Genomic DNA, 21,561 nt, shown 5'->3' with positions numbered 1-21,561 from the left:
TTTTATGCTTGCCCACCTTCGTTAAGGTCTTCAAGCCCCAACTTATGTTTCGCGACGAGGCGAAGAACGTCAGTCCCGATACCAATAGGATAGGCTGCTTTCGAGTGGGCGAGCGCAACAGGGATAAGGCCATCTCGATACATCGACGATCCTGTTCTGTCGATTACATCCAGAATCGCCGGTAGGGAAGGGTATGCGGACGGATCGTGCTGCCCACCGTGATCATCATAAGGCGCTCCAGCGGCTGGCATGACAGTGATTACTACAACACGCCCATCCAGTGCGCGGTAAAGAAACTTTCTGCCCCAATAGGTTTCCGAGCCGTAGGCGATAGAGTTGGTGGCGTTGGTCATTTTCGCGATAACCTCTGAGTCCACGATAAGTAGCTCGCCAGGTTTGAGAGCTTCATGTCTTGCCAGAGCAGTCGCGTAGTCGACAGCGGCTCCGTGCTTCTCGACGCCGCAGATAAAGGGCCCAGCGCCAGGTGCTGCTGGTGTCATCTTTTGGAAGTATGTGAGAGCTCGCGCCCTAAGCTTTGCAGGAGGCCCGTAGACCGCCATTGGCCCATCGACGATGAACAGAGTCGTGGCGAACAGCGCGCTCCGCGATTGCTCCCAGAGCAGAGTCGACAGACCCACTAGGACTAGCAGCTCCACAACCTGCATAAGACGGCCGAGCGCAGCAGCATTTTCGCCGTCTTCGACAACCTCTTCGTAAATACGAAGAGTGTCTGTGGGCCAGAGCACTTTCCCGCACCCTGGGCAGTCGCATCCGCTTTCTGGAACGGGAATAGCCTTCTGCTTACACAGGGCTTCCGGACAATCTACGGGAACCGTAGTCGCAGGCGCCCCTGGCGCACCATGAAGAAGCATAAGCAGCTGCAGAAGACTCTGATTCAGCCGATTGACTTCGATCTTCTTGCCCCGGAACAGCGCATCAATACATTCTCGCCAGGACTGCTGGATGGTAATTCCAGCTCGAAGGTAGGCGCCGGCCACTGGCATATCCAGCGAAACGAGTGCAGAGTTTACCGCCTCATGCAGTACCACTGGATCGACGAATCGTTCATTGCGCTGAGTCTCCATGAGGTTAACATCAAGCCATATAGCCGCAGCTTGCGCGTACCCATAACGCACCGACGGAAGGCCATCTCGAACCGGTACAACCATAAGAGACCCGTCGATGCCAATAACTGCGGTCAATTGGTTTGTTCCGATAGTTCGCTCGAGTTCTGATCGCGTGCGAATTTTGGGCTGCAGCCATGAAAGATCGCTCACGTGCTCTGCAGGTACATAAAACTCTGCCTTGTCTGCCATGGCGCGGACTATGGCATTCGAGTGAGCCAGCCGTGACGCGAGCTCTTTACCGCCAGCGATAGTTTCGTAAGGCATAAGCGCAACCCGTCAGTCTTCCGATGGATTCAATGGCGGCAGACCAGCAGCTGCTCGCGCTTCGTTTACAAGATTCAGTCCGTATCGATCTATCTGGACGGAAATGATGAAAGGGGAGGACATGGTTTTGAGGCGTACGTATCCTCTGTCTTCATGACTAATAATGGCATCTCCGAAAGCCTTGAAGTCGTAGTACCGTCCGAGTTCGTTGACTTCTCGAGAGTTATTTAGATGGGCGACCACCCAGTTCTTGGTGTTTGCGAGTACCTGGTGATCAACTCCAGTGATCTCCTGAGTTGCGTATAGCATTCCAATGTTGAGCTTGCTGGCTTGTTTCGCGAGCCGAACCCATACGTCGAGGTCGTTGCTGTACTTTTCAGAGGAAAAGAGGTTGTGAGCCTCTTCCAATGCTATCTGGATGTCCGGCGGCTCAGACCCGGATGTGAAGACAGTAGTCTGGCGCTCGATGAGGTACTCAGCCAGCCCTTCAGAGAGCTTGCGAATCACCGGATCGGGGCCAAGATGAAGGTCAACTATTACGATGCGCCCATTGACAAGCTCTCCGTAAATTTCTCCGCGATAGTCGATCTGCGCAGATGGAGCATGGAAGGCTTTGAGTGGCTTCAGTTTTGCGAAACCTGATACTTGTCTGTTCTGATTGACTTGCGTATAGATTGGCAGAGCGGAGCGCCATGGATCTCCAGATACGAATGACTGTAGGCCCTTCGCCGCGTCACCTGTGAGATCGTTTGCTTCCTCACGCTGAAGAATCCAGTCGATTACTTTGACGAGAGAGTTTCGCTCAACCCCAACAATGCGTCCACCGGGGAAGCGTTTGATATGTCCAGAGCCAAGTTGTTGTTCGAGTGCATCAGCCAGCGCTGCCCTCATGACGACCGGGGCTTGCCAGTCTCGCACTCGACCACCTGGCTCATGGCGGGACGCTGGTACCGCAAAGTCTGCCTTCGCAAGCGCACCATAAAGCAACAATCGTCCCCGTCCGGCACGCGCCTGGCGCTCGTAGGCTTCGTTGTCGGTCTCGCCCGCTATTGGTGTTCCAGCGAAGTCGGCTTGTACGAAAGCCTTCACATAGTCTGAAGTGACGTCAGCAAGGGCGTTAGAGATAACACCCTTGGTGGCTTCGATTTGCGCAGGATCAAAGAAGTTGAAGCCCAGCGGACGAACATTTCGTTGACTGCCATCGGCTCCGAACTTATAGATAACGACATGATCAGGTCCGATGGCGGCTAGTTCTGTGCCGTCTTGAGTATTCGGATTCGCGTACTCGCCCTGAGGGTCGAATATTAGCTGCCCGATCGGAGCCTGACCGCTGGAACGTCTCTGTTCCGAAACTGCGAATACTCTCGCAGCGACTGTCTTCATTGTATTTGACTTGCCCATGCGGGTCATCCCGAACATGCCCGTCTTCGTGCCAATGAAATCTTGAATATTAACCGATACGGCAATGTCCGATTGTTTTGCTAGGATTGTTCGCCGTCGAGTCGACGAGTATCTAACTGTTCCAATCCTTACCATCTGAACCGGATCGCTGGTAGGTTTGATATATGACGCGAGAGCGCTGAGTCCCTCTCCGACCGGCTTGAAGACGCGGTAGGTGGCGGTCGCATAAAAGTTGTCTACATCGTGGCCGAATTCCAGTACCTGATGACCGTCACGTATATCTTCATAGAAGGTGCCGATGATTCTGCAGTTGAGACCGGTGAAGGAAACTCGGTTCTTGGTGAACGGATCTATGTCCACGTCAAGGATCGCTGATGGTGAGGGGTTGTGCTTTCTCGACAAAGCGTCCCGAAGAGCTTCTTCTCTCACGGCGAGGTGATCGCGCTCGAGGCTTAGGGGCGCAGTGCCTTCCACGCGCAGCAGCAAAACTTCGTCATCATCACCGCCACCGTTCCCTAGCTCGCGGGCCGTGGCTAGGAGAAAGGCGAACTGGGGGATTCCGCCGACATCGGCCTTCCATCGGTCGTGCGTGATCACAACAGCTCTGGTGTAGTCCAGCTCATGGATTGCCCCAATACGGATCGCCCGGTCGTCGGCTAGCAACATCCTTTCAAGAAGGGTGCCTGATCCGACGTTAGGAATGAGATCGACCACTGTAGGACCTTCCTTGGGTAGGCCGCGGTAACCACGCCACCAAGCCATGATGCCGAAGTTTGCCATCGATTGAAACAGCTTGCCCGCAGGTTACAGATGAAAATGTCACAATTTGCGCCATGACAAGCTGTGTGTATGGGATTGTCCGAATGCCGTCTAACAGGCAGGCTTGATGGAGTTATGGCGGTGGTAACGACTGGCTGCGCTCTGTGTCCGGATGTCGGCCCATTTAGTCCTTGTGACGAGCGACATTGGAAGAACATCAGCGGATTCCAGCTGGCTCGCATGCCGGATACTACGTCGAGTCCCTGCACAGTCCAGCCATGTCACAGCGGGCGCAGGCATCGCACCAGGAAGATTTGCGCGGTAGCTGGTTATCACGGAGAGCTTCCCCAGCGTCCGAGATCTTGCTCTGGATGTCTTGCAACAGGCTGTCGTTGATGATTTCACGCGAACTGGAGGTGCTGTCGTCGAGGTTGAGCACCTCGACCAGGTCGGCGTTGCAGCCGCTCAGCTCCTTATATCCGGCGGCGTAGACATGTAGCTGGTCGCGGGAGATGTCGTCGGCCTGGGCACGCTGGGTGGACTTGAAGTCCACGATCGAGGTCTCGTCGGTGTCGAGGCGGCGGATAAGGTCGATCCGGCCGTCCACGGTTACGCCGGGCGCGACGTGCACTCGGATGGGTTGCTCAGAGTGGAGCGTGTTGTGCAGCCGATCGCCGTTCTCCCTCAGGTAGCGGCGGATGGCGCCCCGCGCGGCAGTGCGCAGCTGCTTCACTAGTTCTGTTCCTGCGAAGGGCGCGTTGAGGTGTCGGTCGACCAGCTCGTCGATCTCGGAGGCGTCGACAATGTCCCCGTCGATGGCTCGTTTGTGGATCTCCGCGAGCGCGTCGTGCAGCGACTTGCCGTAGCCGAGCTCTTCGGCAATTGGCTGGTCGAAACCGTACATGAAGCGCAACTTGAACTGGTAGGGGCACTCGAAGAGGTACTTCAGCTCGCTGAAGCTCAGAGTGACCTCAGGGGTCTCGCGCCGGGCTCTCGGCTCTAGCCGTTCGGCGGACAGCGGCGCCTCGGCGGTGAGCACGTACGGGTTGCGGGTGGTGAAGGCGAAGAAGTCCGACTCCTTGCGGTAGAGGTTGGACTCCCCAGGTGAGTAGGTGACGGCCAGGTACTTCTGCGACCGGGTGACCGCGACGTAGAAGAGCCGGACCTCGTCGGCCTCGGTGCCCCTGTAGCGGTCGGCGTCCTCCACGGCCTCGGGCGGGATGATGTGAAAGGCGTTGAGACCGCCGTGTCGCTTGCCGGGGAAGCGGTTCTTGCGCATCGCGGGGACGAACACGGCCGGCCACTGCATGCCCTTGGCCTGGTGGACGGTCGAGATGACCACCGCGTCCGGAGTCGCGTAGCCGACGTCGGCGTCGCTCTCGGCGTAGTAGTCGGGTGCTTGGTAGGTGAGGAACGACACGAACCGGTCGTACAGGTCCGACAGCGAGCTCTTGTAGTTGATTTGCTCGAATGCGGTGATGACCTTGCTGAACTTCCCGAGGTTGTAGAAGGCTAGCTCCCCCCGGGTCGAGTCACCGGGCACCCGCTCTTCGCGGATCCGGACGGCAGCGAGGAAGTCGGCGTAGATCTGTTGCAGGGTGAAGGTGATGCGGCGGTGGAGCTTGAGGTTGAGCGTCCGAGCGCGGTGCAGAATCGCCATTCCCTCGTCCAGGTCGGTGTCGTCGAGGCCGAGATCTGCGGCGTGCCAAGCATCTCTGACGTTCTGCTCGGTCACCGGCACTGGCTTCTGTCCGCCGGTCTGGCCGATGAGGAACTCGTACAGCTTGACGCAAGCTTGCACCTCGGGCGCCTCAAATAGCCGAGTCAGGCCCTTGATGACGTACGGGACGCCGCGCCGCTTGAACTCCTCCACCAGCGGTCCGGCGTCCTTGTTCACGCTGCGGAACAGCACGGCGAAGTCCGACCAGGACAGGCCACGGGGTTCGGCACCGCTGGTGTCCTGGAACGGCAGGCCGCGCATCTTCTCGATCCTGTCGCAGATCCACCGGGCCTCGGCCGCCGCGTCGTCGAAGGCCAGCGCGAGCAGGTCACCGCGATCGAACCGCTGGTGCCCGGCCGCGACCATCCTCTTCGGCAGCCGCTGGTCGGCGTTCAGCTCCGCGATGGACTGGCCGAGAGAAACCACGCCGACGCTGGAGCGGAAGTTCTCGCCGAGCGTGACGGTCTGGACGCCTTCGTACCGATCGGCGAAGGTGAGGATTCCCGAGACGGCGCTTCCGCGCCACTGGTAGATCGTCTGGTCGTCGTCGCCGACCACGCACAGGTTCGCTCCCCAGCGGGTCAGCCCGCGGATCAGCTTCTCCTGGATCGGATTGGTGTCCTGGTACTCGTCCACCACCAGATAGCGGATGTTGTCGCGAACATGCCGGACCAGCGTGCCCGCGATCGGGGAGTCTGGATCCTCTTCCAGCAGATCGACGATCGTCTTGAGCTGGTCGGTGAAGTCGAAGTAGTTGTGCTCAAACAGCAGCCCGCGGTAGGCGTACAGACTGTCCATGAGGCCCTCGCGCAGGAGCTCCTGGTCGACGGTGTCCTCCCGCAGGATGTTGAGCACCTGCATATAAAGGCGTGAGTCGCGGTAGCGCTTCAGGAGTTTGTCCTGTCCCTTGACCAGGGCCTTGGTCTTGGTCAGCCCGCTCTTGCTGCTGTTGCGGTCGATGAACAGCCGGGTCTGAATCTCGTCTAGCACGCTGAACTTGAAGGTCTCGGGCACGTGCTGCTGCAGCGCGTCGAGGGCGTAGGCGTGCATGGTCCCGATGAACATCTCTGCGAGCCCAGTCATCTCGCCGAGCTCCTTGCTCACCAGCGTGTTCACACGCTCTTGGAGCTCGGACGCGGCCTTGTTGGTGAAGGTGAACGCCACCACGTTGCGCGGGTGGACCTCTGGCCGGCGCAGGATCTCGGTGATCCGCTGGGAGATGACCTGCGTCTTGCCCGACCCCGCGCAGGCCACGATCAGCAGGGGGTCGTCGACTGTGGCGATCGCGCTCCGCTGAGTGTCCGTGTATCTCATGTTGAGGATGATGCCAACCCTCACCGACATTTTGTGAGTTAGCACACATTTTCGAGGTGCTGGGTTTGCCTCCACGCGCGAAGGCAAACCCAGTCTTGGACAGGCTCAAACGTCGTAGACCTGAAGGACCTCGTCGCCGTAGTGATTGATCACCTTCACCGCGATCTTCCCGGTATCGGGGGTGCGGAACGGCTGCGAGCGGGTCGTGTAGAGCTGCTCCCAGGCGGCCTCGTCGATGTCGGCCTTGAGCGCCTTCTTTAGCCGCTCGTACGGCTTCTGACCGCCAGTGAAGTAGCAGTGCCGAACGAAGAACGACTCACCGTCATAGTCGGTGTCAATCATCCACATGGCGATCTCGTTCGTACCGTTCGACCGGATCTCGCCTCGGGTGGGGTCGTAGACGTCGATCCCGCGCACCTCCACTATCACGCCCTCGTCGGTGCGCTCGAGCGCGATGTCCGGCTCACCGAAGACCATGAATAGGTTGCCGGTATCGGTCTTCTTCAGCACGTCCGCCATGACGAGGTCGGTGTTCATCCGCACCAGCAGCACCGGCAGCTTGCCGAGCTTGCGCTCCTCCTGCACGGATGCGAAGTCCTCGGCGTTCGGCTTGAACTCCTCGGTGGTCTTGATCGCCTGCGGGTCGAAGGCGAACGCGCACACGATGAGCAGGTCGAAGCCCAGGCCTCGGAGTGCCTCGCGGGCCGCGCGCCGGATCCACTCCGGGTTCACCGTGCCATACTGCGGGCCGATGCTCACTGCGATTCGCTGGGGTACGTCCTTCTCGCTCGTCTGCTGGATGCCCTCGGCGTTGATCAGTTCGCCGGCGAACGGGATGAGCGACTCGAACTCCAGCCGCTCGTTCTTCCGGCCATTCTGCACGCCGGCCTTGGCGAGGTTGTCCAGGATCGACTGTTCGAAGCTGGATGCGTCCGCCTCGGTCGCGGCCTGTTCGGTGCGAGACAGTACGGCGGCCGCGATGGTCTTGTGCGGGGCCAGGGACTCCACCGTGAAAGGGCCAGAGACACGGAGCTTTGACTTGTCCTCATAGGGCTGATCATAGAGAAGTTCTTGTTCGGAGTGACGCTTGATCGCGGCGTTGATTTGTTCGCGAGTCATCCCGGGCTCGAGATCGGGATTGTTCGCGATCGATTTCAATCCAATATGTGGGATTCGCTTGTAAACAAAACCTCTGCGGATGTCGTTATCGACGCCTCCTGAGATAGGCGGGTGTCCAGAGATTTTCGCCTCGCGAAGTTGCCCCTCTCTAGAATCGGCAAGAAGATAGTACGGGTAAAGAGCGCTCATTAGCCGCTGCCTGGCCAAGGCCAAGGCGACACGCGACGTGTCAATAGTGATCCAGCGACGTCCCCACTGTTCAGCAGAATACGCTGTTGTTCCTGCGCCACAAGTTGGATCCAGCACTAGGTCTCCTGGATCGGTTGTCATGAGAAGGCAGCGCTCGATAACCTTTGTGTTCGTCTGGACAACATAGATCTTCGGATCACCGAAGCCTGCTGTCGTCGTATCGTCCCAGGAGTTATTGTATGGAAATGCCGGGAAGTCGTCCAGGTATCGGACGTAGCGCAGAGTCTTTCCTAGACCAATCAGTCGATTGGCGGCCTTGAGGCGCTCCATTCCGATTCTATTTGTCTTCCAACCGCCCTTGTTGGGCGAGTAGGTAACGCCGTCCACCTCTACCGGAAATACTGTAGTCTGTCCGACACGGGTAGTCTGGCTTGTCAGATTATCGGCGGTGAATACCCTGCCTTCAGGGGGTTGTCCGCTAGAAGATATGCGAATGCGCTGCCCGTCTGGAAGCTCGACAAATGAGTAGCCGGAGGCTCCCGGTCCCGACAGCCCCTTGCTTTGAAAGAGCTGCCGATACTTTACATTCTCCAACTTTTTGGCGTACCACAATATATAGTTGGTAACGCCGGCGAGTACGTTTGTGCCACCTGCAAAGCTTCCCGCGCCGGATGTCGTTTTGAATGTGATCAGGCTGGCGAAGTTCTCGTTGCCAAAGATCTCGTCGAGTAGCGATCTTACGAGATGAACGTTTTCATCGCCGATTTGCACGAAGACACTGCCGGATTCAGTGAGTAGGTCGCGGGCGATAATGAAGCGGTCCCGCAGATAGGTGAGGTATGAGCCGATCCCGTGCTTCCATGTGTCGCGAAAAGCCTTGATCTGCTCAACCTCCCGGGTCACGTCTTCCGGCTTGCCGTCCCTCACTTTGTTGTGCTGCATGGAAGGTTGGAAGTTGGAACCGAACTTAATTCCGTACGGCGGGTCGATATAGATCATCTGAACCTTGCCGCGGAGGTTCTCTTTCTCCACGAGTGAGCCCATGACCTGGAGTGAGTCGCCAAGGATCATCCGGTTGGACCAGTTCGCCTGGTGCTTGTAGTACTCGACCGCCTCGAAACCCTCCAGGCCGTCGAAGGTGTCAAAGAGTGTGAGTTCCGGCTCGTCCTCGGGGCGCTCAGCCGTACGGCGCAAGTTCTCGATGAGGACGCGCGGGTCGATCTTTTCCTGGATGTAAATTGGCGGAGCGTCAACCACCAGGTCCTCGGAGTCCTGAGCGTCTTTGCCCTTCCAGACCAACTGCGGGTCCAGTTCAGGGTTACGGGGATAACGCAGCTTGGCGATCTCGGCGGCCTGCTCATCCAGCAGGTCGTGGGAGTCTGCGGTGGGGATGTTTGTCCGCTTGTCCTCGTGCTTGAACGACTCGACGATGGTCGGCCCGGAGGTCTTCTTCGGCGGCATCCCGCTACTTCCCTTCACCGGCGAGGATCATTGTGGTCGTGGGGTCGAGGTCCCATGTAGGGCCGACCTGAGCACTGGTACCGAAGCCGCCATACAACGCTTGGATCGCTTGCTCCAGCCCGGTGCGGAACTTCTCAGGATCTTTCAGTTCGCAGTAGCTCCACTGGCCGAAGCCACCGTGGTTGTTAACTGCGGGAACCCAGCGATCACGCGTCGTCACTGCCTTCTCGTGGGTGGAATCGGCGGGCTTGTGGCTGCCGGAGACCTCGACGATCAGCGTGCGGACCAGGTCATCGCCGGGGATGGGCTTCAGCCGTACCAGGAAGTCCGGGACGTATTGGCGGGTCTGGCCGCTGATTGAGTAAGGGATGCTGAAGCCTAGGTGGTCATTCTTGACGTAGGCAGCGACCTGTTCCATGGATTCCAGGATCTGGGCGACCTTCTGCTCCCAGGTGTTACCGTCCACCCCGTCGAGTACGACGTAGTTGACGTGGCTCTTCTCCTCAGCGGTCGGGAAGACCTGCTTGGTGGTAGAGAAGTTCACCTCGGCGGTGGAGCCGACGTGGTCGAAGGGACGGAAGATCGGCAAGGCGCGCGGCTGCCGGTCGCCCTTAGTGGTCAGGATCGAGTCCTTGATCCGTCGGGCGGCTCGATCGCCGTGCTGGGCGATCAGCAGCAGGCCGACGAAGGTATGGGGGTCGTAGTCGATACATTCCGCCAGCCAACGCTTAGTGATCCGCAGGATTTGCGGGAAGAGCCACGGCTTGCGGTCGTTGGGGTCAGTGAGGTAACTCTCCATGACCCGCCTAGCTAGCTCGAAGGCGACCTCCTGCTCACGAGCCTCTTGCAGTCCTTGGAGGACATCCATACCCACGTCGCCCACGACGCCGGCGACCGTGGTCTGAGTAGGGATCATGTCGGTGGTGATCCGAATCCGGCTGTCCTCGTCGAAGTCCGCGACCAGTTCTTCATCGGGCAGTTCAATGCGGTAGCCGACAAGCCTTGGAAAGCTGATCTCCGCGTGTTCGCGGCCAGGAATGGCGCGCACATGGCGGGTGACACGCAGCTTCGGATCGACGACCTTCCCACTGGTGGGCATGAACTGGAACGGCACGCCGTATACATCGGCGTACTCAGGGGTGAAGAAGCCGTTCTCGTCGACCGCGTAGGAGCGGCGGCGCAGGCCGCGTCCGACCACCTGCTCGCACAGGAGCTGGGTGCTGAAGGCGCGCACGCCCAGGATGTGCGTGACGGTGTTGGCATCCCAGCCTTCGGTGAGCATGGAGACGCTGACCACACAGCGGACGTGCCCGCCGAGTTTGCCGGTCTTACCGACGGTGTTCATCACCTCGCGCAAGATCTGGACATCGTCTACATCATCGGCGGAGCGGCCTGGGAAGCGTTGGGCGTATTCCTGCTTGAACTCCTCGATCTCGCGACCGAGTGTCTTGCGGAACTCTGGCGTCAACTCGCCTTTCTCGAACTGCTCGGAATCAACCAAGATCGTTGGCGGCCGATGCAGCCACTGGCCGTTGTCGTCCACGTTGGAGAACAGCGGAAGCTTGCCACGGACCGCGACGGTCGTCTCCTCGCCCACCGGCTTGTCCCAGCCACCAATCCAGTCGTAGACCATCTTGGAAACCGTGGTGTTGTTACACACCACGATGAAGACCGGCGGGGGGTCGCCCTGCTTGGCTGCCTCTGAGTCCTGCCACGCTTCGAAGGACTTCTTGTAGGAGTCGTAGAGGCTGTGCAGAGCGCCTTCGAGAGCCGGCGGCAGGTGCTCGGGCGAGACGCTCTGGTCCTTACGGCCCTTTTTGGGGAGCTGGTCGCGGATGTTCTGCCACAGCTGGAGATAGGTAACGTCGACCGAAGTGCTGTTATCATCCACCGGCACCCGGGGGATCTTCACGATCCCCGACTCGATCGCCTCCACTAGGGAGAAGTCGCTTGCCACCCAAGGGAAGAGCGTGCCCTCCTTGTAGCCGGAGCCGGCCAGGAAGAACGGGGTGGCGGACAGGTCGTAGACGGCCTTGATGCCGAGCTTGGCCTTGACCGCCTGCAGGCCCCGGAACCATACGCGAGCCTCATCGTTGCGACCTTCGGCTTCCTTCTTGCTCTCGCCGCTGAGACTTGTGTCGGCGCCCTCTTCTGGGTCGTCGATTCGGTCGCGGTAGCAGTGATGGGCCTCGTCGTTGAGGACAACGATCTCAGACTTACTGTCGCCCAACTCCCGGCAGACTCGCGCCACCATCTGGCCAACGGTCTCCAGGAACGGGCTCGGAGCGCCGGACTTGCCGGCCAGCAGCTCCTTGGTGGTCTTGGCCACGCCCTGGCCGAGCTTGGTCTCGCGACGCTGGAACGCGTGATAGTTCGTGATGACGATCTTCGCTTGGGCGAGTGAGCCGTACAGATCGACCGGAACCAGGTCGCGCATTCGGTAGTAGTTGCCGTCGTCCTCGGGCAGCAGGACACGGAGCCGATCACGGATCGTCAGGCCTGGAGCGACGACCAAGAAGCGCTTGGCGAACCGCTTGTCCTGCGGGCTGGCAACCTTGTTCAAAGTCTGCCAGGCAATCAGCATGGCCATCACGATCGTCTTGCCCGAACCGGTCGCCATCTTCAGCGCGACCCGGGGAAGCCCGTTGTTGTAGGTGGCGTTGATCTCGGCGAGGGTGTTGTGGATCGAGGGATCGCCCTGCTTGTGCGCGGCCTCGGCAAGGTAGATCGCGGTCTCGGCGGCCTCGCGCTGACAGAACAGGATCTTGTTGTCCCTGCTGGGATCGCTCCAATATTCGAGCAAGCGGCGCGAGGTCGGGGTGACGTCGGGATAGCCGCGGATGCGCCAACCGTCGACCTTGCGCCGGATCGCGTTGACAAAGTGGTTCTGCTCGATCTGATCGCCGGTCAGTCCAAGCTCGGGAAGGTCAAGCGCGACTTGCGCATTGCCCTTCTGGGCCTTGGGGACTGGGATGAAGAAGGAACTCGGGCGACGGCCTTCCTTGATGTCGCCGGGGACGCCGTGGCTGTCGAACTCGAAGTGCTTGCTTGGCGGGAGGTAGGGCGAGTTGATGATCGGGTTCTCGATGACACGGTCCGTCACTCGCCGCCTCCGTAACTATCAGGTTTTTAGCGCCCCCAGATTAGCGGCCTTGACCACAAATGGCCACGGGATTGCGATCTTGTTCTTTCCTGCAACGGGCGGCGCTACGAAGAAGTTCATGAGGGGATACTCATCTGTATCTTCAGACATCGTCTTACGAGCCATGCGCGGCATGGTCGCTGTTCCCTCGACCGCCGCATCTTTCGCGGCGAGAACACCGTCACTCGATGGCAACCCGACCCGGAGCGCAGGGCCGCCAGGCTCGAGCACCGGAAGCCGTGCGGCAGCCGATCGCCCCAGCCGGTTCGGAGATTGCCGAAGTGAGCGATCGTCAGGGCGTTAGCTGGTTACATCTGACGTCTGAGGGCGTGCTGGATGCTGCGTGCCCGGACCGGCCGAAGAGCCGCAGCCGGGCACGCAGACCGGCCAGCGCGCCCGGCGGACCGCGCAGCGGGCCGCCCTTGAAACCGTAGAGAAAAGTCTCATCCAGTCGGCGAGCACTTGGGCGAGCATGCTGTCTACCCGCGCTTTTGCTGGTCTCGAGGAAGCTCAGTCGATGCTTGACGCCTTGCTGAGGTTCGTCGCTCAGGGTAGCTCCAGTCCCGCAAGGATCCGGTTCAGCTTCTCGCGCGCTTGGTGGACGAGAGCGATTGCGGTGCCGAGCCGATTGTCGACGACGACGTGGGCGGTGGAGGGTTGAGTCTCGGTGTTGAGGGTGCCGGCGTACGCCTCCCAGTTCTGGAGCTTCCACGCGTCGCGCGGGTCGCCGCGGAGTTCGACGTGCTCGCGCATGGATGCGGCGTCGCATCGCACCCACACCACCGCCACGTTGCCGCCCCCGGCGGCGCAGCGATTGATCAGGGCAGACACCCAGTTGGGGTCGGCCAGTTCGGCGATGAACGGAGCCGACAGGATCGAGGAGGTCCCTGCGCTCAGGTTGTCGAAGGCCGTCTCCATCAGGCAGCGGTACTCCAACGGTCGCACCTCGCGCAGGTACAGCTCCGTGTGCCGGTCGTCAGGGTCGCCGCCGAGAGAGACAAGGAGCCGCTCGACCAAAGGGCGGGTCAAGGTGTCCTTGTCGAGGAGGGTCCAGCCAGTGAGACAGGAGAGGAACCGGGAGAACTCGGTCTTGCCCGATCCGGGGTAGCCGGCGACGAGTGTGAGGGTTGGCTTCGAGCTGCCGCGGCCCTGGTGGCGTCGCCACGCGCCAATGACGCCGTTGAGGAGGGTGTTCGCCCCGTCATTGCCTGGGTGGCCCGTGACTTGGAGCAGGGTGTGTTCGATCAGGCGGTCGGCTGCGTTGTCGCGCGAAGGGTCGGCGGGCGTCGGGAGAGCTGGGATGCTGTCTTCCGATACGGTCATTTCACCTGAAAGCGGTAGACGGAGGCAAGGGCGGTAGCTGGTCGTCGCGGTTGAAGCTGCGTGCCATCGACTGCGCCTGATTCAGCCGATGTGGGGACAGTTGCCTTGCAGGAAGTGGCTGATTCTCAGCCGCATGGAGCGGTGCATGTCGTAGGTGTCGAGTTCGTCCGGCATCACCCAGCGCACCTCTCGGGATTCCGGGCTCGGAGTCGGCTCGCCGCTCACGGGTCGCGCCGTAAGAACGAGAGAGAACTCCTGGCGGACCTCGTCGTTGCCGGTGTAGTGAATGACGTGGCCGGGGTTGCTGTAGGTGCCGACCAGCCCCGTGATCTCGCAGGTGATCCCGGTCTCTTCGAGGGTCTCGCGGATGGCGGCCTGAGGGATGGACTCGCCGAGGTCGATGGCGCCACCGGGCAGGGCCCAGTTGTCGTTGTCGGAGCGGCGGATGAGCAGCAGTTCGCCGGCCTCGTTGGTGACGACGACATTCACGGAGGGGACGAGGCTGTTGGCGGCTGGTGCTCTCGGGTCGTTGTAGTAGTCGATCCGCTGGCTCACGTCCCCGGAGCCTACTCCGCGGAGGCGCTCTCCTTGAGGACGTTGGCGTTCTTGCTCTACTCGGCCTCGCTGCCGGTTTTGACGAAGCTGCCCAGGTTGGGGACGGTGTAGACCTTCCCCGCGCTTCTGAGGCGTTCCATGGCCTTGCGTATGGTGGGGCGGGCGACTCCGAACTCTTCCATGAGCTTGACCTCGGAGATCTTGAACTTGGGACCCCACTCGCCCGAGTTGATGCGCTCGTTCAGGACTTCGAGGATCTGCTCCCAGCGGGAACGGTCCTGAGCAATGCTTGAGACCTGTGGATCGGTCGGGAGGGGGGTGTACCTTCCCGATGATCATGCGAGTTCTCAAGACATGACCGACGCGCCAACGTCGGTCGGGAAGGCACACCCGTGCTCACCGTAGTCCCTGACCCTGCCGACAGCGACCGCAACACGGACGCCTCCGGCCCTTCACCCGCGCTGATCGACGAGCTGGTGCGTGAAGGTGCCCGCCGGATGCTCGCCGAAGCGCTCAAGGCCGAGGTCGACGCCTACATCGCCGCCTTCGCCGGCGAACGCGACGAGGCCGGTCGCCGCCTGGTCGTGCGCAACGGCCACCACCAGCCCCGCACCGTGCTGACCAGCGCGGGCGCGATCGAGGTGCACGCCCCGCGGGTCAACGACAAGCGCATCGACGAGACCACCGGCGAGCGGCGCCGGTTCTCCTCAGCCATCCTGCCGCCCTGGTGCCGCAAGAGCCCGGCCATCACCGAGGTGCTGCCGCTGCTCTACCTGCATGGCCTGTCCACCGGCGACTTCGTGCCCGCGCTGAGCCAGTTCCTCGGCACCGGCCACGGCCTGTCGGCTCCGGTCATCACCAAGCTCACCGAGCAGTGGAAGGCCGAGCAGCGCGCGTTCGCCGATCGCGATCTGTCCGGCGTCGACTACGTCTACCTGTGGGCCGATGGCATCCACGTCAACATCCGCCTGGAGGAGCACAAACTCTGCCTGCTGGTGCTGATCGGGGTGCGCGCCGACGGCCGCAAGGAACTCGTCGCGCTGACCGACGGCTACCGCGAATCAACGGAGTCGTGGGCCGACCTGCTGCGCGATTGCGCCCGGCGCGGCATGCGCGCCCCGGTGCTCGCCATCGGTGACGGCGCGCTCGGCTTCTGGTCCGCGCTGGCCGAGGTGTTCCCGCAGGCCAGGGGTCAGAGGTGCTGGTTTCACAAGATCGCCAACGCGCTCGGGGCGCTCCCGAAGTCAGCCCACCCGGGCGCGAAGAAGGCCCTCGCCGAAATCTGGAACGCCGAGAGCAAGGACCATGCCCTCGCCGCGGTCGCCGCCTTCGAGGCCGCCTACGGCGCCAAGTTTCCCAAGGCCGTCGCCAAGATCACCGACGACGTCGAGCACCTGCTGGCCTTCTACGATTATCCGGCCGAGCACTGGCGGCATCTGCGCACCACCAATCCGATCGAGTCGACCTTCGCCACTGTCCGGCACCGCACCAAGGTCACCAAGGGCCCCGGCTCCCGCGCCGCCGGCCTGGCCATGGCCTTCAAGCTGATCGAGTCCGCCCAATCCCGCTGGCGCGCGATCAACGGCGCCCACCTGGTCGCCCTGGTCCGCGCCGGAGCCACCTTTATCGACGGCAAACTCGTCGAACGCCCCACCGAATCACCTGTCCCCACAGCCGCCTAGGAACTTATGATCCACAGGTCTTGACTATTGCTCAACGGTCCTCGTCGAACTCCCAGGTGCGCGTGTGCTCGACATATCTGGCCACGGTATGAGAGTAGGAGGGCGTTTCACGGCCCTTCACGCCGGATCGTGGAGCTTCATGGAATGCCATGGAGTAGACAGGTACTTACAGGCTTGCTAGCTTGGAGACATGGCGTTGGTGAGTGACGGTCCAGTGCCCCGTCGGGTGGGGCTTCGCGGCTGTGCTCCGGCCTGCCGCTCCGAGAGTGCGCACGCCGCGACTGGAGATGGCTCCTCGCTCACCAACGCCTGTTCATCGATCACGGTCCCCATGAGCGCCGCCGGCGCTCTGTTGGCGATCGCTCTTCATGAAGGACGGTGAGCCCTGTGGCAGAGGACTACGACTTTCACGGCACCCACCCCGCCACGCCACGCCCGGACGCGGTGCCGGTCAGGTGGGCCATGGTCGAAGACCGTCCGCTTCCCGCGCGCGTCCGGGGCTACACCTGCGAATGCCTGCCGATCATCTTCGAGGACTGCCGGGCCGGAGGGCAGGGCTTCATCCGGCGGTATGACCGGTCGGTCTCTCCCTGGGTCATCGCCGAGAGTCCACGCATCAAGGTCAGTGCCGCCGAGAGGCTGTGGCGGCAGCTCATCAACGGCGAAGCGAGGTGAGGACGCGCCGACCCTCGTAGCCCACGCACACGTAGCGTCACAGTCTGAAACTGATCTGTGACAAGCGTTTCCGCAGGTCGAAGGCCGACCTGCGGTTTCGCATGCCTGCCGACTGGCAGTTTTTCTGCCAGTGGCCCACGTCACCCGTCTTATCGTCGAAGCAAGCGACGGCGAGAGGGAGGGGCTCGGACGTGGCAACAGAGTACGCGACGCAAGGCCAGAGGATCGCGCGGGCACGTCACCGCAAGGGGTGGGATCAGGCCACCCTCGCTGAGAAGGTTGGCCGCTCCGTCTCCTGGCTGTCGAAGGTGGAGAACGGGCGGCTGCCACTGGACCGCATGAGCGTGGTCGGGCAGCTCGCTGAGGTGCTCGGGGTGGAGGTCGCAGAGCTCACCGGCCAGCCGTACCAGCACGAGACGACGGATCTCGACTCCGGCCACGCGGCGGTGCCGGCGCTACGGCTCGCACTTCAGCAGGCCTCGCTGCCCAGCGGGATTATGCTCCGGGCGGCAAGAGAACCTCGGCCGCTGCAGGAACTTGAGGCGAACGTGCGCCTCGCCGAGCAGCTGCGCCAGGACGCCAGGTTCACCGCTCTGGGCGAGGTGCTGCCCGGCATCCTGACTGACCTGATCGCCGTCACCAACGACTCCTCGGCCGATCGCGAACGGGCCGAGGCGCTGATGTTGCGGGCCTGCCACATGGCGCGGGTGTCGTCCAACCTCCTGGGACATCATGACCTGGGCTGGACCGCCGTGCAGCGTGAGCTCGTCGCTGCGCAACGGGTCGGCGCCCCGGACCTGGTCGCCGCCGCGAGCTGGGACCTCTGCGGCGTGTGGCTGCACGAAGCGCAGCTCGACCCCGCCAAGGACGCGGCCCTGTCGGCGATCGACCAGATCGAACCCCACGTAGGCGGGAGCGACACGATCAAGGCGATGTGGGGCGCCCTGCACCTGCGCGCCGCGGTGGCGTACTCGCGACTATGGGATCAGCGAGAGGCTGAGGGCCATCTGGAGGAGGCCCGCAGGGTCGCCGAGGTGCTGCCGCGGGACGGCAACGTCTTCCAGACGCAGTTCAACCGGGTGAACACCACGATCCACGCGGTCGAGGTGAGCATGGAGCTGGGCCGGCCCCGCGAGGTCATCTCCCGCGCCGAACACGTTGAAGTCGCCCAGATCGCCTCGTCCGAACGTCAGGCCCACTACTGGACCTGCACCGCGGCGGGTTACCACATGAACAGGAAGGACAACCAAGCGGCAGACGCTCTGCTCCGTGCCGACCGGATCGCGCCCCAGCACGTCCGGAACCGTCCACTGGTCCGCAACATCGTGCGCGACCTGAGGGACAGCGGCAACCTGCATCGTCAGCGCGAGATCCTCAATCTCGCCAAGGCGATGCGGCTGCTGTGAGCACGGAAGACGGAGGGCTATCCGCGCAATGGCTCCCCACCTGTCAGGTAACCCGGGGGCGCTCCGGCGTCCTGCCTACACAATGGGGTGGTACGTGGGTCTCAGTGAGATCGAACGACAGATCCTGCTACGTGAGCTGGCGGAGATCACGGTCGACCTGGCCGAACTCCAGCGGCGCACCGAGAGGATCACTTCTCGGCTTGATCAGGACGAGTCCGGGCGTCTAGCTCGTCCAGCCTGACTGTCAGCTTCTGCATGTGCTGACGGATCTCGCTCAGCTGCTCGGAGATGATGCGGAACTCTTCGCTGTGCTCGCCGGGAGTCGGGCCGGCGGTCTCGTCGTCGGGGGTCCGGCTGACGAAACTGCCGGCTCCCTGGCGGGTCTCGATGAGTCCTTCGTCGCGTAGGACGGCTAGGGCGTTGCCGATGGTCATCATGGCAACGCCGTACCGTTCGGCCAGTTCGCGGGCCACGGGGAGGCGCTCGCCGACCGCGTAGCGGCCCGATGCGATGTCGCGCCGGATGTCCTCGGCGATTCGCAGGTACGGCCGGCGACGGTCGGTGGATGCCATGACCCAACTTTAGCCTTTCTAGATGCCTAGGTCTCTGGGCAACCTGTAAGCAATCTCGATCCGAGTCAGCTATCTTGGTTTACAAAACTAGATACCTAGGTATCTTGGTAAGTAGAACACCGCCTCTGAAGGAGATCAGCTCTCGTGCGTACCATCCCGATCCCCGTCGACACCTCCAAGCTCGTCATCACCTGCGTGAAGGCGCCCAAGCCGCGCCTGCTCAACAAGGACACCGGAGAGATCAAGACCGACAAGCACGGCAACACCGTCTACGAAGTCACCGTCTCGGTCGAGGACGAGTTCGGCCGGATCGAGCTCGTCAAGATCGGCACCTCGGGGGAGCCCCCGATCAGCGCCGGTCAGCAGGTAAACCCGACCGGCCTGGTCGGGTACGTCTGGGAGATCGCCGGCCGGTGGGGCATCTCCTACCGAGCCGCCGCGCTCCTACCGGTGGACACGGAGCCGCTCCGTGTCTGACACCACGCTCATCATGCTCGGAGTCCTGGCCGCTTCGGCGGCCGGGCTCTGGGCTTGGCGCCGCTGGCACTACCCGTCGTTCTGGCTCGTGGTGGCCTTCCCGTTCGTCGCGATCAGCGTACGGGCCAGCTGGCGCAAGGTCGCCCTCGGCTGCAACCTCACCAAGAAGCGGCAGCGCTTCTGGTTCACCACCGTTCCTGGCCTGGTCGCCTCGACCGGCGTCGTCCGCGTCCGGCGCAAGTGGCAGCGCATCGCCGTGGACACCAAGCCGTTCATGTGGCTGCCCAAGCCCACCCGCTACGGCTGGCGGGTCACCCTGCACACCCTTGAAGGCCAGATCCCCGCCGACTACTCCGATGCCGCCGAACGGCTCGCCCACTCCTGGGGGATCCACGCGGTCCGCGTCTCCTCCCCTCGTCCCGGACGGGTCGTTCTGTCCGCCACCGTCCGCGATCCACTCGTCCGGGTCGAGAACTTGCCGACCTCGCCCGAACTGCTCAAGGTCATCGTCGGACGCCTGGAGACCGGCGGCCCGTGGATCATCGACTTCAAGACCGTCCCGCACTACATCAACGCCGGAGCTACACAGTCAGGCAAGTCCAACCTCGCCAACGCCCTGGTCCAAGGACTCGCGCCACAGCCGGTCGCGCTGGTCGGCTTCGACCTCAAGGGCGGCGTGGAGTTCACCCCGTACAGTCCTCGCCTCTCGGCGCTGGGCACCACACGAAGTGAATGCACCGCGCTGCTTGATGACCTCGTTGGCCTGATGACCGCCCGCATGGCCCTGTGCCGTGAGGCCGGCGCCCGCAACATCTGGCAACTCCCGGACGAACAGCGGCCCGTGCCTGTCGTCGTCCTGGTCGACGAACTCGCCGAGCTGTACCTGATGGCCGACAAGAGCGAGAAGGACGAGATCGCCAAGACCTCGACGGCGCTCCTGCGGGTGGCCCAGCTCGGGCGAGCTTTCGGCATCTACCTGTTCTGCTGCGGCCAACGCATCGGCTCCGACCTCGGTCCCGGCGTCACCGCCCTCCGCGCCCAGTGCTCCGGCCGCATCTGCCACCGCGTCAACGACCCCGAGACCGCCACCATGACCCTCGGCGACCTCGATCCCGCCGCACTCGCCTCGGCTCGCGCCATCCCCGCCGAGACGCCGGGCGTCGCGATCGTCGCCTCCCAGGACGGCCAGTGGTACCGCGCCCGTTCCTTCTACGTCAGCGAGCAGGCCGCCGAACTCGCCGCCACCACCTACACCGACCGAACGCCCACCTGGGCGGACATCGTCGCCGGCCACACCACCTCACCGACCGACGCCGACCTCGCCGAGTTCCTCGACTCCATCCCGGACCCGCGGAAGGCCTGATCCGATGCGACGCCTCGCCCACTGGCTGATGGACACCGGCCCCGTCCTCGTCCTGGCCCTCATCGCCGGAGCTGGGTCCTTCACCCACATCCGCGACACCGCCAGCGAACACGGACAGTCCGGCTGGATGGCCTGGGCGATCGCCGTCTGCATCGACCTCACCTGCGTCATGGCCGCCCGCGAGCGGCAGCGCGACAAGAAGACCGGGCGCCAGCGGCGCGGCCCGATGTCCTGGCCGGTCCTCGTCCTGACCGGCGGCATCGTCCTCTCTCTGGCTGCCAACCTGCAACAAGCCGACCCGACCGTCTGGGGCTGGATCACCGCGGCGACTCCAGCAGCGGCTTTCCTCGTCGCAGTCTCCATGCTCGAACGCCGGACGTCGGGCCCTCGTCCCACCTCACTCCCGGAAGCATCGCCGAGTCCTCAGCCCGATGAACCGCCCGCCGTACCCGCCAACGATCGTCCCGCTCTCGCCCCGGCTGTGGACGTGGATCGGCCTGGACCTTCTCCTGCGCTTGTCGACTACGCCCGCCGAGTGGCCGACGAGCACCACGCCAGGCACAGCAAGCCCATCACCCGTGACGTCCTCCGCGCCCGCCTGGGCGTCTCCGAGCAACTCGCATCCGACCTACTCAGCATCTGTGGAACGTTCCAGAACCACGAAAGGCAATCGCCATGAACAACGACCGAAACGCCCTCATCGCCGGCCTGATCGCTCTGGCCGGCTTCCTCAAGGCCAACCCGCAAGTACCCACCTCCATAGCACCCGTCATCATCCGCGGCTTTCCCTCCAACGACACCGACGAACAGATGTGCGCCGAGGTCGACAAGGTCGCCGCCCTGCTCGGTACGGACATCGACCGCGACCACCTCCCTCACGGCCACTACATGACCAGCATCTCCTTCGGACCGGTCACCTACGAGTTCACCGCCATCCTCGCCACCGCCCGTGCCCGCCACGCCGCCGTGGACAGCTACCGCGACTGCATCCAGACCGACATCTAGGAGGTAC

At 62.5% G+C, this 21,561-nt stretch carries 17 protein-coding genes; 7 read left to right on the top strand and 10 right to left on the bottom strand.

The annotated features are described in order from the left end of the window. Nucleotides 1-2: 2 nt before the first annotated feature. The 9 genes from KIS93_RS27550 to KIS93_RS27510 form a co-directional block, all read right to left on the bottom strand. Nucleotides 3-1,316, bottom strand: a complete 1,314-nt coding sequence (locus tag KIS93_RS27550; protein WP_155129016.1) for a hypothetical protein — start codon at nucleotides 1,314-1,316, stop codon at nucleotides 3-5. An 87-nt stretch (nucleotides 1,317-1,403) separates the two neighbouring features. After that, nucleotides 1,404-3,572 carry a helicase HerA domain-containing protein gene (locus tag KIS93_RS27545; RefSeq protein WP_080044959.1) on the bottom strand — a complete coding sequence of 723 codons (2,169 nt, stop codon included), beginning with the start codon at nucleotides 3,570-3,572 and terminating at the stop codon, nucleotides 1,404-1,406. 229 nt (nucleotides 3,573-3,801) lie between these two features. Next, nucleotides 3,802-6,660 carry an ATP-dependent helicase gene (locus KIS93_RS27540; RefSeq protein WP_222107639.1) on the bottom strand — a complete coding sequence of 953 codons (2,859 nt, stop codon included), beginning with the start codon at nucleotides 6,658-6,660 and terminating at the stop codon, nucleotides 3,802-3,804. A 30-nt stretch (nucleotides 6,661-6,690) separates the two neighbouring features. After that, a complete protein-coding gene (locus KIS93_RS27535) occupies nucleotides 6,691-9,354 on the bottom strand; it encodes a site-specific DNA-methyltransferase (RefSeq protein ID WP_080044960.1) in 2,664 nt (887 codons plus the stop codon). Between the two features lie 4 nt (nucleotides 9,355-9,358). Further along, a complete protein-coding gene (locus KIS93_RS27530; RefSeq protein ID WP_080044961.1) occupies nucleotides 9,359-12,457 on the bottom strand; it encodes a BPTD_3080 family restriction endonuclease in 3,099 nt (1,032 codons plus the stop codon). Nucleotides 12,458-12,475: 18 nt separating this feature from the next. Beyond that, nucleotides 12,476-12,622 (bottom strand): hypothetical protein, encoded by a 147-nt coding sequence (locus tag KIS93_RS27525; RefSeq protein WP_155129019.1) that lies wholly within the window; start codon nucleotides 12,620-12,622, stop codon nucleotides 12,476-12,478. A gap of 420 nt (nucleotides 12,623-13,042) precedes the next feature. Next, nucleotides 13,043-13,819, bottom strand: a complete 777-nt coding sequence (locus tag KIS93_RS27520) for a P-loop nucleotide/nucleoside kinase family protein (RefSeq protein ID WP_080044962.1) — start codon at nucleotides 13,817-13,819, stop codon at nucleotides 13,043-13,045. Between the two features lie 81 nt (nucleotides 13,820-13,900). After that, the gene (locus KIS93_RS27515; RefSeq protein ID WP_080044963.1) at nucleotides 13,901-14,374 is read right to left on the bottom strand and encodes an NUDIX hydrolase; all 474 of its coding nucleotides are present in this window, start codon (nucleotides 14,372-14,374) and stop codon (nucleotides 13,901-13,903) included. Between the two features lie 56 nt (nucleotides 14,375-14,430). Then, nucleotides 14,431-14,631 carry a winged helix-turn-helix domain-containing protein gene (locus KIS93_RS27510; protein WP_268967027.1) on the bottom strand — a complete coding sequence of 67 codons (201 nt, stop codon included), beginning with the start codon at nucleotides 14,629-14,631 and terminating at the stop codon, nucleotides 14,431-14,433. A 135-nt stretch (nucleotides 14,632-14,766) separates the two neighbouring features. Here KIS93_RS27510 and KIS93_RS27505 point away from each other — a divergent pair, with 135 nt between their 5' ends. The 3 genes from KIS93_RS27505 to KIS93_RS27495 all read left to right on the top strand — a co-directional run bounded on the left by KIS93_RS27505 (nucleotide 14,767) and on the right by KIS93_RS27495 (nucleotide 18,137). Beyond that, a complete protein-coding gene (locus KIS93_RS27505) occupies nucleotides 14,767-16,056 on the top strand; it encodes an IS256 family transposase (RefSeq protein ID WP_080044965.1) in 1,290 nt (429 codons plus the stop codon). Between the two features lie 378 nt (nucleotides 16,057-16,434). Continuing rightward, nucleotides 16,435-16,731, top strand: a complete 297-nt coding sequence (locus KIS93_RS27500) for a hypothetical protein (protein WP_222107638.1) — start codon at nucleotides 16,435-16,437, stop codon at nucleotides 16,729-16,731. A 101-nt stretch (nucleotides 16,732-16,832) separates the two neighbouring features. Further along, nucleotides 16,833-18,137 carry a helix-turn-helix domain-containing protein gene (locus KIS93_RS27495; RefSeq protein ID WP_080044967.1) on the top strand — a complete coding sequence of 435 codons (1,305 nt, stop codon included), beginning with the start codon at nucleotides 16,833-16,835 and terminating at the stop codon, nucleotides 18,135-18,137. A gap of 188 nt (nucleotides 18,138-18,325) precedes the next feature. On the opposite strand, the gene KIS93_RS27490 is transcribed toward KIS93_RS27495, so the two are convergent. Further along, nucleotides 18,326-18,709: a GntR family transcriptional regulator gene (locus KIS93_RS27490; protein WP_080044968.1), complete on the bottom strand. Its 384-nt coding sequence runs from the start codon at nucleotides 18,707-18,709 to the stop codon at nucleotides 18,326-18,328. 144 nt (nucleotides 18,710-18,853) lie between these two features. Between KIS93_RS27490 and KIS93_RS27485 the strand changes: the two genes are divergently transcribed. Genes KIS93_RS27485 through KIS93_RS27470 form a run of 4 tightly spaced genes read left to right on the top strand, consistent with a single transcriptional unit; the run spans nucleotide 18,854 to nucleotide 21,554 of the window. Beyond that, nucleotides 18,854-19,186 (top strand): SCO3933 family regulatory protein, encoded by a 333-nt coding sequence (locus tag KIS93_RS27485; RefSeq protein WP_080044969.1) that lies wholly within the window; start codon nucleotides 18,854-18,856, stop codon nucleotides 19,184-19,186. Continuing rightward, on the top strand, nucleotides 19,179-20,549 hold the full coding sequence (locus KIS93_RS27480) for an FtsK/SpoIIIE domain-containing protein (protein WP_080044970.1): 1,371 nt from the start codon (nucleotides 19,179-19,181) through the stop codon (nucleotides 20,547-20,549). Before KIS93_RS27485 ends, KIS93_RS27480 begins: the two co-directional genes overlap by 8 nt. A 4-nt stretch (nucleotides 20,550-20,553) precedes the next feature. Then, entirely contained in the window at nucleotides 20,554-21,228 is a 675-nt protein-coding gene (locus KIS93_RS27475) for a DUF2637 domain-containing protein (RefSeq protein WP_080044971.1), read from the top strand. Then, nucleotides 21,225-21,554 carry a hypothetical protein gene (locus KIS93_RS27470; RefSeq protein WP_080044972.1) on the top strand — a complete coding sequence of 110 codons (330 nt, stop codon included), beginning with the start codon at nucleotides 21,225-21,227 and terminating at the stop codon, nucleotides 21,552-21,554. The genes KIS93_RS27475 and KIS93_RS27470 overlap by 4 nt, the downstream gene beginning before the upstream one ends. The last annotated feature ends 7 nt before the right edge of the window (nucleotides 21,555-21,561 follow it).

This window comes from [Actinomadura] parvosata subsp. kistnae (genome assembly GCF_900323885.1).
Lineage (GTDB): Bacteria > Actinomycetota > Actinomycetes > Streptosporangiales > Streptosporangiaceae > Nonomuraea > Nonomuraea composti.
This window is presented reverse-complemented; position numbering and strand designations above follow the sequence as displayed.